Annotated in this window: 13 protein-coding genes; 5 read left to right on the forward strand and 8 right to left on the reverse strand. The window is 66.6% G+C overall.

Going from position 1 to position 13093, the window contains the following annotated elements; genetic code table 11:
* Positions 1-195: 195 nt before the first annotated feature.
* A complete protein-coding gene (locus ACFSDF_RS17895) occupies positions 196-1341 on the forward strand; it encodes a DNA-methyltransferase (RefSeq protein ID WP_377158571.1) in 1146 nt (381 codons plus the stop codon).
* Here ACFSDF_RS17895 and ACFSDF_RS17900 read toward each other — a convergent pair.
* The 5 genes from ACFSDF_RS17900 to ACFSDF_RS17920 all read right to left on the reverse strand — a co-directional run bounded on the left by ACFSDF_RS17900 (position 1320) and on the right by ACFSDF_RS17920 (position 6051).
* A complete protein-coding gene (locus tag ACFSDF_RS17900; RefSeq protein WP_377158573.1) occupies positions 1320-2726 on the reverse strand; it encodes a 5-methylcytosine restriction system specificity protein McrC in 1407 nt (468 codons plus the stop codon). The genes ACFSDF_RS17895 and ACFSDF_RS17900 overlap by 22 nt on opposite strands.
* The gene (locus ACFSDF_RS17905; protein ID WP_377158575.1) at positions 2723-3697 is read right to left on the reverse strand and encodes an McrB family protein; all 975 of its coding nucleotides are present in this window, start codon (positions 3695-3697) and stop codon (positions 2723-2725) included. The genes ACFSDF_RS17900 and ACFSDF_RS17905 overlap by 4 nt, the downstream gene beginning before the upstream one ends.
* The gene (locus ACFSDF_RS17910) at positions 3690-4334 is read right to left on the reverse strand and encodes a hypothetical protein (protein ID WP_377158577.1); all 645 of its coding nucleotides are present in this window, start codon (positions 4332-4334) and stop codon (positions 3690-3692) included. Before ACFSDF_RS17910 ends, ACFSDF_RS17905 begins: the two co-directional genes overlap by 8 nt.
* A 397-nt stretch (positions 4335-4731) precedes the next feature.
* The gene (locus ACFSDF_RS17915; RefSeq protein WP_377158579.1) at positions 4732-5241 is read right to left on the reverse strand and encodes a DUF7003 family protein; all 510 of its coding nucleotides are present in this window, start codon (positions 5239-5241) and stop codon (positions 4732-4734) included.
* A 270-nt stretch (positions 5242-5511) separates the two neighbouring features.
* Positions 5512-6051, reverse strand: a complete 540-nt coding sequence (locus ACFSDF_RS17920; RefSeq protein ID WP_377158581.1) for a CGNR zinc finger domain-containing protein — start codon at positions 6049-6051, stop codon at positions 5512-5514.
* A gap of 26 nt (positions 6052-6077) precedes the next feature.
* Between ACFSDF_RS17920 and ACFSDF_RS17925 the strand changes: the two genes are divergently transcribed.
* The 3 genes from ACFSDF_RS17925 to ACFSDF_RS17935 are packed head-to-tail and all read left to right on the forward strand — an operon-like array spanning position 6078 to position 9186.
* On the forward strand, positions 6078-6278 hold the full coding sequence (locus tag ACFSDF_RS17925) for a hypothetical protein (RefSeq protein ID WP_167250605.1): 201 nt from the start codon (positions 6078-6080) through the stop codon (positions 6276-6278).
* 51 nt (positions 6279-6329) lie between these two features.
* Positions 6330-7256 carry a MurR/RpiR family transcriptional regulator gene (locus tag ACFSDF_RS17930; protein ID WP_377158583.1) on the forward strand — a complete coding sequence of 309 codons (927 nt, stop codon included), beginning with the start codon at positions 6330-6332 and terminating at the stop codon, positions 7254-7256.
* A 13-nt stretch (positions 7257-7269) separates the two neighbouring features.
* A complete protein-coding gene (locus tag ACFSDF_RS17935; protein WP_377158585.1) occupies positions 7270-9186 on the forward strand; it encodes a hypothetical protein in 1917 nt (638 codons plus the stop codon).
* On the opposite strand, the gene ACFSDF_RS17940 is transcribed toward ACFSDF_RS17935, so the two are convergent.
* Positions 9183-9548: a cupin domain-containing protein gene (locus ACFSDF_RS17940; RefSeq protein WP_377158587.1), complete on the reverse strand. Its 366-nt coding sequence runs from the start codon at positions 9546-9548 to the stop codon at positions 9183-9185. The genes ACFSDF_RS17935 and ACFSDF_RS17940 overlap by 4 nt on opposite strands.
* Before the next feature lie 41 nt (positions 9549-9589).
* Positions 9590-11671, reverse strand: a complete 2082-nt coding sequence (locus ACFSDF_RS17945) for a chymotrypsin family serine protease (RefSeq protein ID WP_167003270.1) — start codon at positions 11669-11671, stop codon at positions 9590-9592.
* A gap of 148 nt (positions 11672-11819) precedes the next feature.
* Between ACFSDF_RS17945 and ACFSDF_RS17950 the strand changes: the two genes are divergently transcribed.
* The gene (locus tag ACFSDF_RS17950) at positions 11820-12404 is read left to right on the forward strand and encodes a GNAT family N-acetyltransferase (protein WP_377158589.1); all 585 of its coding nucleotides are present in this window, start codon (positions 11820-11822) and stop codon (positions 12402-12404) included.
* A 6-nt stretch (positions 12405-12410) separates the two neighbouring features.
* Here the strand turns inward: ACFSDF_RS17950 and ACFSDF_RS17955 are convergent, their stop codons facing one another.
* Entirely contained in the window at positions 12411-13088 is a 678-nt protein-coding gene (locus tag ACFSDF_RS17955; RefSeq protein ID WP_377158591.1) for a hypothetical protein, read from the reverse strand.
* Between the last annotated feature and the right edge of the window lie 5 nt (positions 13089-13093).

Raw genomic sequence — 13093 nt, forward strand, 5'->3', positions numbered from 1 at the left:
CCGAGGAACCCGGTGAGAGACCGCAGTGATTCCTGAGACTTCGCGCCACGCCGAGGCGGTGTTCGAAGACCTCCACGTTCTCGGCAAGAATTGTCCCGTGGTCGTTGACCTGCACGAATGAGGATCTGTCGGCCTTCGCCGCTATCGTCCACCTAGCGAGTACAAGTCGACGTACGACGAAGGGAAGCCCTCTCCATGAACCGATCCGCCAAGCGTTCCGCTGACGTGCGGCAAGCAGATTCGGATCCTGCCGCAGATCGCGTCAGGTTCGGCACTGCCACCATCAGTCAGCCCGCGGATTGGGAGCAGGATCTGCTGGAGCCGAGCCTGACGTTCACGCCTGGCGACGCCCGCAAGACGGGCCTAGCGGACGACTCCGTCGACCTGATCGTCACCTCTCCCCCGTACTGGAACAAGCGGGACTATGGGCATTCGGATCAGATCGGCTTGGAGCCGACAGCCGATGCCTACGTCACCTCGATCATGGAGTGCCTTGTCGAGTGGAAGCGGGTCCTCCGTCCACACGGCTCAGTCTTCCTCAACGTCGGGGACACCTACTTCAACAAGTCCCTCCTCGGAATCCCCGGCCAGATCGAGTGGCAGGCCGCCAAGGGTGAGTGGCTCATCCGCAACCGGATCATCTGGGCTAAGGGGTCAGGGATGCCCGACCCGGTCAAAAATCGCCTGGCCAATCGCCATGAGTACGTCATTCACATGACGTACAGACCCACCTACTACTACGACCTCGTGGGCTATTCCGAAGCGTTCGGCAACGGGGCTAACCCCGGCGACGTTTGGACGATCAACCCGGAACGGAATATGGGCGCCCACCTCGCCCCGTACCCTCGCGAGCTGGTCAAGCGCGCCATCACCCTCGCTGCCCCGCCACAGGTCTGCGCCACCTGCGTGGTGCCGCGTCGCCGCGTCATCGAGCGGACCGCCGAGCTTGACCCGAGCCGTCCACAGGCGAAGCGCGCGATGGAACTAGCGAAGGAGAAGGGCCTAACACCCGAGCACATCCGCGCCATCCAGGCATTCGGGGTCTCCGACGTCGGCAAGGCCACCAAGTTCCAGAATGGCACCGGTCGCAACAGTCTTGAAGTCCAGCGCCTGGCAGCGGAAGCGAAGGCCGCACTTGGCGGCTACTTCCGTGAGTTCACCTTTGCCAAGAAGCGCACCGTCGGCTGGACCGACTGTGGCCATGGCACGCCCGCTCGCGGCGTGGTGCTCGACCCGTTCGCAGGCACCGGCACAACGCTCAAGACGGCCATCGAGGAGGGGCGTGACGCAATCGGGGTCGACCTCGTCAACTGGATGGATCAGCCGGATGTCGGCGCCTGAGCAGCGCCGTCGAGTCCGGCGAGCCGAGCCACGACGTTCGCCATGTCATCCAGCGCGGCGTCGACACCCTCGTCCGACGACAGATCGAGTCGAAAATCGTAGACGTCGACCGTACGCACCCTGCCCACGTAGACAAGGCCCTTCGACCCGTTGATCCACGGATGGATCAGCAGTGTGAACGGCAGGTCGTACCGCAGTGCGTAGGTGACGGCCTGCTCGACCTCTCCCCGCTCGGGCAGCGTGTCCGTGTTCGCCTTCATGCCGTGAATGGTGTTCTTGACCTCTGCGATCAGCGGGAATGCGCCGTCGAGCGTCTTGAGCACGACGTCGGGTTGCGCCTTGCCTGCATTCCGGCTGGCGAGCGCAGTCATGGGCGTGCCAAATAGAGCGGGGAGCGGATCTGGCACGTCATAGAGATCGATCCGGCCAGCCTCGGTGTTGCCATCGACCACCTCGACGGACCAGCGGTGCTTCGCAGCGTGTTTGGCCAGGCTGACCCGAACGAAGTTCTCGAAGAGCTTATTAGTATCGATCAGGAGCGAGCTGAGCTGCATGTCGCTGCCACCCAGTTCTAGCGCAATCCCGGTCCTTTGCAGGATCACGATCGAGAGATCGAGCATCGGCCGGTAGTAAGCCCGTGGATCCGGAAGGGGGTTCAGGCCGAGCACCTGCGGATCATCGAGGAACCGGTAGTCGCGATCCTCGCCCACTCCCTCGAAGGCGTGGAACTGGCCAGCGAGCCGCGCAAGCTTGGCACGGTCGCCCTTGCGAGGCTTCGACCGCGTCTTCGCCATGTGCTCATGAACGAACTCCATTGCAGCCTTCACGCAACGGTTCGCGGGTGTGTCGACCGTGCGCTCGAACCAGGAGTACGCGGCCTTGTTGGGGATACCGCGCGCCGCGAACCGCTGCACAGTGCGTGTGACGTCGATGCGTCCATGGGGGAAGTGCCCCTCGCCTTCCCGGCGCTCGTAGGCACGCAGCAGACCTGCGTCGAGGAGCTTATCCACGTAGTCGAGAAGCGCGTCCGTGTAGATGTCCATCGCCCAATCGTCAGCCGTCCCCCGACCGGAGTACTCCCGGAAGGTTGAGAGTGGCAGCACGCTGTGGCCGGTCTCGATGACCATGCGCGTGAGGTTCGCGATCGGGACGCGTGGCTTGACCCGCACGACAACGCGGTCGTTAAGCGGGATGACGCCGACAAACGAGGTGGCCTGGAGCCGCAGCACGCCCTTCTTGAAGTTGGCGCGCAGGATGTCGCGACCGCCGATCTCCGAGTTGAACCTCGTCTCGTGACCCTCGCTCAGCCAAAGGCTCGCGTCGATGTCGACGTGGTCGTACTCGGCGCAGTCAACCACCACAACCCCGTCGCGAACCTCGGTCACGCCGTCGCCTCGGGCTCAGGCTGCGGTGCCTCAATCGGTTCCTCGCTCGGCGAATCCGAGACGGCGAAGATATGGTTCCAGGCGGTCTCAAGGTCGGCTCGCGTGCTCTCATCGCGCCGGAAGGCCCGCTGCACCAAGTACTTGAGCTGGTACGCCCAGATGTCCTTGAGGCTGGCTTCGTCGCTGGCCGTCGAGAAATATGCGTGCCCTACCGCCGCCGCCGCGTTCTTGTCGGCTAGGCCGTTGACCCGACTGAACCAGCCCATGACCCGGGTCTTGAGGGCTTCGTCCATCCCGTTGTCGGACAAGATCACGTCCAGCAACTCCTTGTCGGGATCCATCGTTACCTTGGCAAACCGGCGCTCGAAGGCTGCGTCGACCTCGTCTACGCCACGATCGAAGGGGTTCATCGTGGCGAGTATGACGAAGTTCGACGGCACCTTGACCTCGTTGCCGTTCGCAATACTGAACGGCAGTTCGCGCTTGGTGCGCTCGACATAGGTCAGCGCCTCGCCAAACACCCGGCCCACGTCGGCGCGCGACAGCTCATCAATGACCAGGACGTAGGTGTTGTCCGGGTCTGTGTCTGCGTCAAGGACAAGCTTCAGGAACGGACCTTCCTTGTAAGCGAACCCGCCCTCGTCCTTTGGGCGAAAGCCGAGCATGAAGTCCTCGTACTGGTAGCTTGCGTGGAACTGCACAAACCGGTAGCGACGCTTGTCGCCCGCGGTCATCACCTGTGCTGCCGCCGCCGCGAAGAAGGACTTCGAGGTGCCCGGCGGCCCCGACAAGATGACGCCACCGGAAATCCTCGCCAGCCTAATGATCTCCTGGATCATCGGGTGATCGGCAGCGATCTCTGGCGCGTCGGGTGAGGAGGAAGCGTGGCTAGCGGCAGCCGCTGCCTTCACGCCAATCCCGAGGTCATCCGCCGTCAGCGTCCTGACGTCGGGGACTACCTCCTCAAGCATCGGTCGGCGTTCCGATCACAATTGCTCCCGTCGTGGCTGGCTCGAACCACGCGAACCCCGCCTTGGGGACATCAGTCGAAAAGAGGCTCGTGAACTCGGTCTCCGTCTCCGGTGGGTAGTCGAACTTCGCACGGAAGCCACTGATGACGTCCTCTGCTGTCGGCTCCGCGGTCAGAATGAACCCGTCGTTTCGAAGGAAGTAGGCGCCGAGTGCAAGCGCAGACACTAGCTTGTTGTAGAGCATCTGCTGTAGCGCCAACTCGACGTGGCTGTCCGGCACGACGTACTGACGATCCTGCGTCAGCCATGATGCGCCCCGTTGGATTGATGTCGGTGACCAACTCCCAGGGATGTTTGCGGCTCTCCAGAATGTCGCAAGCGGCTTCCCCGTTCGCTTCCCTCGGTCGATGAGGGGGAAGTAGTACGGTTTCGTCGGGTGGCCTGGCATATTGATGAGATCCAGCAGTTCGTCAGACGACGCAGAGGCCTGCGCCAGCGCTCCGGCACGGCGCTGCTTGCGCAGGTATAGATACATGACGAAAGTCGGATGGAGGCGCTGAGAACCGAGCGTGTCGATACTCCAGCGGACAGCATCCTTCGTCAGAACGTGGGTTGGCACAGGAGCATCTTCAGACACAACCGTCATCGTACTGGTGACCCCCGACGTCCGCGGCAGATCCAAGCTAAGAGCCGGGGGAACTGTCAGTACTTGATCGCCCCGGGTTTCACGGAGGCTCTGGTGTGTCGCGGGTTGATTCAGGTTGATGCTCGCGGGCGTTGTGTCTGGTCGTCGGCCCTGGTAGTCACCGACGCTGAACTTGGGGTGTGGTGGGTCGGAGCGGTCTGCCTGTGGCTCGGCCCGTTCCACGAGCTGAGCGGGACCTACGCCTCAAACTCCGAAAGGTGAGCTTGGGGCGCTCCTCGCCCTTCTTGCGCTGTTCCTGATCCCGCTTGGAATCGGGAGCCTGGAGATGCCGTCGAGGACGCTCCCGCGAAACGGGTCTCGCCGCGTCGCACATATCGAGGAGCTGGCGTCAGAGTGAACCGGACTCCGGCCAGTTGGTCCAGTGGGTATTCGGAGGTTCGCTCGGCCGGTACTGGCGCGGGTCAGAGGTCACCAGCACCTCAGCGAGCTGACGGTAGACCTCTGCACCGCTGGGCGGAACCTCGAACAGGTCCGGCTGGTGCCACTCGTCGAGCTGGAGCAACCTCGGCAGGTCACCGGGGATCCTCCGGCGTACCTCCGCCTCGGTGGCGAGGAGTAACTCCCGGTGCTCGGGAACGAGCGTCCGGAACACATCGACGAGGTCGGTTCCGGGAGGGGCGTCGGCGGGTAGATCTTCCTCCCGGACGCGGATGAAGGGCGTCCCCGCGAAGACCTCGGGCTCGTCGCGGTTCTCGACGTGGTCCATGTTTTCGATCCGCGCGAGGAAGTCGTCATTCTTGTAGCCGGGGCCACCCGAGGTCAGGCAGTTCCCGTAGTAATGGAGGACGTCATACACGTTCATGCCGCGCGGGTTGTAGCCCACAGTCTCGACGACCAACGCCCATCGAGATCCGGCCTACGGTCGCCGCAGAACCCCGCCACCGGCACCGGCCGTCGTTGACATACAGATAACGACGTCCCGACGCGCGTTGCGCGGACCCCTGAGTGCCTTCCTGGACAGAATGGACACCGTCTACGTCAGGCATTCGTGCAGCCTCAGATCTCGAGAGTCGCGTTGACGATGCTCGCGCGGGGCGACTCGCCATCGCGCGAGAGACAGAATGCCGCTTGCGATCGATCGAAATGTGATGGCGGGCCTCTGCCGACGCTAGCGCGTGAGGGCACGTGCGCGGTGGCGGCGTACGGCGGCGCGGTTGGCGCACCGGACCGAGCAGTAGCGCTGGCGGCCGTTGCGGGTGACGTCGACGACGACGTTGGTGCAGGGATCGTCGGGAGCGTTGCCGGCTTCGCAGCGGCTCAGCCGGTGCATGCCGCGTGTCGTCAGATGCAGCGCGGTGCCGACGCTGATGACGGCCCGGAGCACGTGGGGGAGGGCGTCGTTGTCGTCGCGGTAGTGCAGGTGCCAGCCTTCGCCGTTGTGGTCGGTGAGTCTCGGGTACGCCGCGACCGCGGCCATCTGCGCGTTGAGCAGCCGTGCGCGTTCGGTCAGGTCGGTGGCGTCGACGATCGTCAGCCAGTCGTCGATGACGCGGCGGGTGCCTGCATGGTCATCGGGTCCCACGGGGAACGTCATCGTCATGCCCAGCTCACGGGCCCGTGAGGCGATGCCGTCACGGTCGGCGGGCCAGTCGTTGGCGAGCGAGGCGGCCAACAGCACCGCGTACTCGCCGTAAGGGTTGAGATGCATAAGACCATTACAGCACCGTTGACCTCATGAGCACATGCCAGCGCACAGACACCACGTCACACGAGCAGGTCAGCACCCACGAGCACGGCTGGTTCACGGAGTCTCGCCACGCCACGTCCGAGGGGACCGTCCACTACGTACGGTGCTCCGAGTGCGGCGCGCGTAGGGTCGACCTCCTGCGCCACCCGGACGCGCCGCCGGTCGCGACGAGCCGCGAGATCGTCTGATATGTCATATCGCTCTTGCGCAAGGAGTCCTTGCCCGCGATAGTTCTTGTCATGGCTGTGACCTCCGCCACAGATGCCCCGGCCCCCGACGGCGTCCTCGCGCGTATGCGCCTGCTCCTTCCGGAGCTCCCGGACTCCACGCGCCACACCGCGCAGCGCATCCTCGACGACCCGCGCTCCGCCGTCGCCGGCACGATCAACGACCTCGCGATCAGCGCCGGCACCTCCACCGGCGCCGTGTCTCGCCTGTGTCGCGCCCTCGGCTTGGACGGCTACCCGGCGCTCCGCGTCAGCGTCATCACCGAGGCGGCTGCGACGGCGTACGGGAGCTGGAACGCCGACATCAGCCGCGAGATTGGCCCCAACGACTCGCTCGCCGATGTCGCCCGCACGCTCGAGGCGGTCCAGGCCCGCGCCGTCCACACCACGCTCGCCGGCCTCGACCTCGACGCCCTCGCGACCGCCGCAGCGGCGATCGCCACCGCGACCCGCGTCCACGTCTACGCCGTCAGCGGCAGCGGCGTGATGGCGCGCGAGCTCGAGCTCCGGCTCAGCCGCATCGGCATCGCGTGCTGGACGTACGCCGACGTCCACGACGGTCTGGTTGCCGCCGCCCAGCTCACCGACCACGACGTCGCGATCGCCGTCTCGTACTCCGGCGAGACCGACGAGACCCTCGACATGCTCGCCACCGCCCGCGAGCACGGGGCGCGCACGGTCGCGATCACCGCCGGCCCGCGCTCGCGCCTCGCCAAGCTCGCCGACCACCTCCTCGTGACCGTCGCCGAGGAGACCACCTTCCAGGACGGCCCGCTCGCGTCCCGGCACTCCGAGCTCGCCGTCGTCGAGATGCTCTACCTCGCCGTCGGCCAGCACGACTACGACCGCACCGTCCAGCTCCTGTCAGAGACCGAGCGCGCTGTCCGCCCTCGCCGCCCCGAACGCCGTACCCGCCGCACCAGTCCCGAGCCACGCTGACCCAGGAGGACGCATGACCCCCCAGCACGACGAACCTGACAACGGCCTCAGCCGCAAGTCCTTCCTCGCACTGGGAGGAGCGCTGGTCGCCGCCGGCGTCGCCAACCCGTTCGGGGGCGGCGCCGCCAGTGCCGCGACGGCCAAGACAGGCGCCGCCGCAGCGGCCACAACGACCGCAGCCGCAGCCGCAGCCAGCGCCACCACCGGCGGCCCGCTCATGAACGACGGCCGCTTCCCGATCGGCCTCTTCTGGCCCCCGCCGCCCACCCAGACCACGGTCGCGCGCTACCGCGAGATCGCCGAGGCGGGCTTCACGTACGTCCACGGCGGCAACTACTCGAACTCCGACGTCCAGATCACCACGCACATGCTCCGCATCGCCGACGAAGCCGGCCTCAAGGTGCTCGTCGAGGACCCCGACATCAAGTGGCTGCTCAAGAACATGAACGTCGGTGACCCTTCCGCGCCGAACACGATCAGCGAGGCCGAGCTGCGTCAGCGGATCACCGCAGCGGTCAACCGGTACGCCCCGTCGTGGCGGGCCGTCGGTGGTCGCCTGCACATCTCGAGCGGCAGCGGCGACGGGTCGGTCGGCTGGGTCGCGGACGGCGCGAGCTGGAGCGACTACACCTTCGCGTTCGACACCGAACCCGTCCGTACGGGCGCGGGCGGGTACGCGCAGGCCGGCTGGGCGTTCCGGATCCAGGACGAGCGCAACGCGTACGTGTGGCTGCTCTCGACCCAGGGCTCCGACGGCAAGGCGGTGCTCAAGAAGGCGGTCTTCGTCAACGGCAACCCGACCGTCACACAGGTCTCCCTGCCGTACCAGCTCGAGCCCGGCAAGACCTATCACGTCGAGACGACGCTGAGCGGTGCGACGATCACCACGCGCATCGACGGCGTGCTCGTCGACACGACGACGGACACCCGGTTCACCTCCGGCTCGGCCGGATTCCGCGAGGCCGGCCCCGAGTCGGCGTACTTCGACAACGTCATCGTTACCGGGCCTGGGGGAGCGGAGCTGTTCAGCGAGACCTTCGACGAAGGGCTCAGCGCGTGGCGACTGCCGGCCGGGTCCGGGTACGCGTCGTTCGCAGGCATGCACCTGTACGACGAGCCGAGCGTCGGCCAGCTCCCGCTCATGGCGAAGGCCGTCGCGATGGCCAACGAGGCGTACCCGGACGCGCTCTCGTACGTCAACATGCTGCCGGGCTTCGGCGCCGGGTACGAGCAGGCCGCGCGCGACATCGACTCGCCCGTGCTCTCGTTCGACCGCTACCCGATCCTGGCCAGCGGCGAAGACCTCGGCTACTTCGAGAACTGGGCGCAGGTCCGCGCCGCCGCGCTCAAGCACGGGCGCGACTCGTGGGTCTACATCCAGAGCGTCGGCTATGCGAACCACGCGATCCCGACGAAGGCCGACATCCTCTGGCAGATCTCGATCAGCCTCGCGTACGGGTGCAAGGGCATCCAGTACTTCACGTACTGGACCCCAGACCCCGCGCGCGGCGAAGCGTTCACGACGGGGCTGATCACGGTCGAGGGCAAGCGCACGCCGCTGTACCGCTACTCCAAGGACATCAACCGCGACGTCCTCGCACCGCTCGGCAAGCAGATGCTCGGCCTCACGTCGACCGCCGTCCAGCTCGCGGGGGTCGCGGCTCCGCCCGCCGGGCTCGACCCGTTCGCGGCGGATGGGCTCGTCTCCGCGGTCAGCGGCGACCCGGTGGTGCTGGGTCGCTTCGTCGACGGCGACGACCGCCTGCACACGCTGGTCGCGAACTACTCCCGCCACGAGCGGGCGCGCGTACGGCTCACGCTGCCGGCGCCCGCCGAGGCGTACGACCCGCGCCGCGACCGCTGGGAGCGCGAGCGCGACGGTGCCCTGACGCTCGACGCGGGGGAGTCTGTCCTGCTGCGGGCGCGCTAAGCCAGCTCGCGCAGCTCCGAGGTCATCTCGCCGCCGGCGTCCCCGGTGTTGACGGTGCCCTTCGGCTCGATGAGCACCGCTTCCACCTCGGCGGCGGCGATCGGGCAGTGCTCGACGCCCTTCGGGACGACGTAGACGTCGCCGGGACCAAGCGTCACGTCACCGTCGCGGAGCTGGATCGTCAGGTCGCCGCTGATCACGAGGAACAGCTCGTCGGTGTCGGGGTGGGTGTGCCACACGAACTCGCCCTGGAGCTTCACGACCTTCACGTCGTAGTCGTTGATGCTCGCGAGCCGGTGCGGCTGCCACGGATGGGTGATTGTCGCGAGTGCCGCCTGCAGGTTCTGTACGCCTTCACTCATGGGCCGATCGTACGAGGCTCACGGCAGCGGGCGCTTCTTTGTCAGGACACTCCGTCGGCACGGTAGATCGGCTCGAACGCAGGGGTCCCGTCGGCCCTCGAGCCGTTGTGCTTGAGGATGCACGCGATCCCGGTGCCTGGCCGATACAACACCAGGTGGTCGAGCTTGCCGGTGCTGGCGCCGTCGAAGGCGATGATCTGATCGTCGATCGAGGTGAGCTCGTATCCACCGATGCCGGGATCGTGATCGCCCTGCTGATAGACCGCCGTGAACTCGAGGCTTCCTTCGCTGTTCATGCCGGTGCACTTGACGATGAAGAGGATGCCCTTGTACGAGGGGCTCGTGCCGGGCCGGTACATCACCAGGTGGTCGGCCTTACCGGAGCCGTCGAAGTCGAAGGCGATCACCTGGTCGGTGGTCTCCGACAGGTCGAAGCCGCCGATCCCGCTTCTCCCGATGTAGACCGGGGTGAACTCGAGGCCACCCGACACCTTCTCGCCGTCGTACCTCAGGACGAAGGCGATGCCGGTGCCTGGCCGATACAGCAGCAGGTGGTCGAGGTTGCCAGTGCTCGCACCGTCGAAGGCGATGATCCGATCTCTGCCGGAGGTCAGGTCGAAGCCGCCGATGCCGGAACCGCCCTGAGGTTGCTGAAAGAGCGCCGCGAACTGCAAGGTCCCGTCCGCGCCTGTGCCGTCGCGCTCGACGACGTAGACGGCGCCCTTGCCGGGCCGGTAGAGCACCAGGTGGTCGAGCGTGCCCTTGCTGTCGAGGTCATAGGCGATCACCTGATCGCTGCTGGACGACAGATCGAAACCGGCGATCCCGTCGGTCGCGGAGTAGACGGGTGTGAACCTGGGCGTGCCGTCGGACTGAGCGCCGTCGTGCTTCAGAATCTGAGCAATGCCGGTGCCGGGCCGGTAGCAGAGCAGGTGATCGAGCTTGCCGGTGCTCGTGCCGTCGAAGGCGATGATCCGGTCCGCATACTCGGTCAGGTCGAAGCCGCCGATGCCGGAACCGCCCTGAGGCTGCTGATAGAGCGGCTTGAACCGCGCGTTGCCGTCGGGCCCCTTGCCGTCGCGCTCGACCAGGTAGAAAGCGCCCTTGCCAGGTCGGTAGAGCGCCAGGTGGTCGAGCTTGCCCGTGCCGCCAAAGTCGTGCGCGAACACGCGATCTGTCTTCGTCGTCAGATCGAAGCCGCCGATTCCTGCGAGACCGAGTCGTACGTTCATCACGTCCAGCACGCGCCGGATCGGGGTGCTGAGCCCTGCGGACCCGCCGCCTGCGAACAGCAGTCCGATCACGCGACCGTGGTCGTCGACCACGACCGATCCGGAGTCACCCGGACCTGCGAACGTCGGCGAGGGGTCGACCGCCGCGATGCTGATCTGGTCGGAGAGCGTCACCTTGCCCACACCGTGCCCGAAGTCGATCGTCGTGGAGGTGTGAAGGCCGTCGACTCTCCCGTGCGTCAAGCCGGTGGTGCGCCCCCGCTTGCGGACACTGAGGCCCAGAGTCGCGTCTGCGGTCCCCGTGAGGACCCCGATGTCCTGGACCTCGCAGACCCAGCTGGTGTACCAGCCCTGCAGATGGGCGACGGCGGCGTCGACGTTCTTGCCGAGCGTCCCTCGGAGGATCGGGCCGATGAAGCGAGCGGTGATGGGGTTGTCGACGAGACTCGGCTGGACGATCTGCCGAGACCGGGCGGGCTCGTGCCATCCCTCGTTCACGCAGAAGACGTGGTAGTTGCTTAGCGCCAACGCGTCGCCGGTGTCGTTGTCGACGACGATCGCGCCGAGGGTGCCGGCCCAGATCCCGTCGACGATCCTGTACGGCCCGACGCTGATGCCGCCCTTCACCGGGTTGTAGCTGCCGGTGTCGTCCAGCGGCTCGTAGCGACCCTCGATGACGTCGGTGGGGATGCCCTCGATCTCCGCGGGGATCCACTCGTCCTCGGGAACATCGTGCTTGTGCGCGACGTGGACCCGGATCACGATCTCGTCGGTGCGTTCCCCGTCGACGTACTTGTAACCGATGTCGACCGCGGTGACACCGGGCCTGCTCAGGAGCTCGTCTTCTGCGGCCCGCTTGATGGGCAGGATCTCTTGCACGCGGTCGGTCACGACGTATCCCCCAACGATCGTTTGTACCAGTGGATGTCCCGAGTGACTGTCAGCGTGGCAGATGCGTCAGGTTCTGGCACAAAATGTCACGAGACTGCCGAAACTGCCTCAGGGGGAATGTCGTTGCTGCGCCCTACGCTCGGTGTCCATGAGCATCGAGGTCCGCCCGGCGACGTCGTACGAGGACGTGGCGACTCTGGTCGGGCCGAAGCGTCCCGACGCCAACGTGTGCTGGTGCCTGAGCTATCGCCTGACGACGTCCAAGGAGAACCGCGAGCTCGTCGGGCCCGCACGCGGCGCTCGCGTGGAGCAGCTCGTCCGCGAGGACCCGCCGCCGGGCGTCCTCGCGTACGACGGGGACGAGGTCGTCGGCTGGGCGGCCGTGCACCCGCGCGCCGACACGAGCTTTGCCCGCAACCGCAGGATCCCGCACGTCGACGACCTCGATGTCTGGTCGCTCTGGTGTGTGCGCGTCCGCCCGGGGCATCGCGGCCAGGGCATCGTGCACCACCTCGTCGAAGGGGCGGTGGAGTTCGCTCGCGCGTACGGGGCGCCGGTGCTCGAGGCCTATCCGGTCGACAACGGCGGCGTGAAGGTCGATCTGACGATGGCGTACGTCGGCACGCTCGCGGTGTTCGAGCGCGCGGGCTTCACGAAGGTCGCGGACACGGACTCCGTCCTCAACGGATTCCCGCGCGTCCTCGTACGCCGCGACCTGCGCGCGGACGGCTGAGGCGGGTCAGCCCTCGCGTGCAGCGACGAGTCGGTCGGTCGTCGCGCGCATCAGCTCCTGGAACGACTCGCCGGACGGCCCGCCGAGTCCTTCGGCGCTGACGCTCACGACGTCGTTGCCGATCCGCGCGAAGCCGAACGTGATCTCTACCGGCAGATTGGTGGGCTGCTGCGTCCCGGTGAGGTGGACGGTGATCTGCGCGTCGACGTCCTTCGAGGCCGCTGTCTCGTCGGAGGTGAACGTGCCCTTGAGGCCGGAGCCGTTCTCGGCGCTCACCTCGAAGTCCGCGCACGACGCGAGCGCGTCGGCCGTCTCGTCGAACGAGGCCGCGACGTCGTCGTTCGGGTACGAGGTCGCGGTGCTGGTGATCGTGAGGACGTTGGCGCGGTTGAATCCGGCCTCGGCCCTCGGTGCCTCGTTGGCGTTCGCGAGGTCGAGCCCGGCGAGGCACTCGGCATCGTTGAGACTGGCGCGGGCGTCGTTCCCCCCGCCGTCGCCGCCGCTCGACAACGGGACGAAGCCCTCGGACAGATCGTCCAGCGTCACGAGCACAGACTCGAGCTGCTCCTCGCCCAACGTCGACGCCGCGTCCGATTCACTGGCACCGCATCCGGTGAGAAGGAGCGGAAGGGCCGCGAGGGGGAGGAGTACGCGGCCGACGCCGCCGGTTCGCCAATTCAGCACGCGGC

It is taken from the genome of Mumia zhuanghuii, assembly GCF_042681565.1.
In the GTDB taxonomy this organism is placed as follows: domain Bacteria; phylum Actinomycetota; class Actinomycetes; order Propionibacteriales; family Nocardioidaceae; genus Mumia.

Excerpts from the sequence above, each read along its gene's own strand:
- ACFSDF_RS17895 (WP_377158571.1), top strand. The coding sequence starts at position 196 with ATGAACCGATCCGCCAAGCGTTCCGCTGACGTGCGGCAAGCAGATTCG.
- ACFSDF_RS17905 (WP_377158575.1), bottom strand. The coding sequence starts at position 3,697 with ATGCTTGAGGAGGTAGTCCCCGACGTCAGGACGCTGACGGCGGATGAC.
- ACFSDF_RS17920 (WP_377158581.1), bottom strand. The coding sequence starts at position 6,051 with ATGCATCTCAACCCTTACGGCGAGTACGCGGTGCTGTTGGCCGCCTCG.
- ACFSDF_RS17925 (WP_167250605.1), top strand. The coding sequence starts at position 6,078 with ATGAGCACATGCCAGCGCACAGACACCACGTCACACGAGCAGGTCAGC.
- ACFSDF_RS17930 (WP_377158583.1), top strand. The coding sequence starts at position 6,330 with ATGGCTGTGACCTCCGCCACAGATGCCCCGGCCCCCGACGGCGTCCTC.
- ACFSDF_RS17935 (WP_377158585.1), top strand. The coding sequence starts at position 7,270 with ATGACCCCCCAGCACGACGAACCTGACAACGGCCTCAGCCGCAAGTCC.
- ACFSDF_RS17940 (WP_377158587.1), bottom strand. The coding sequence starts at position 9,548 with ATGAGTGAAGGCGTACAGAACCTGCAGGCGGCACTCGCGACAATCACC.
- ACFSDF_RS17950 (WP_377158589.1), top strand. The coding sequence starts at position 11,820 with ATGAGCATCGAGGTCCGCCCGGCGACGTCGTACGAGGACGTGGCGACT.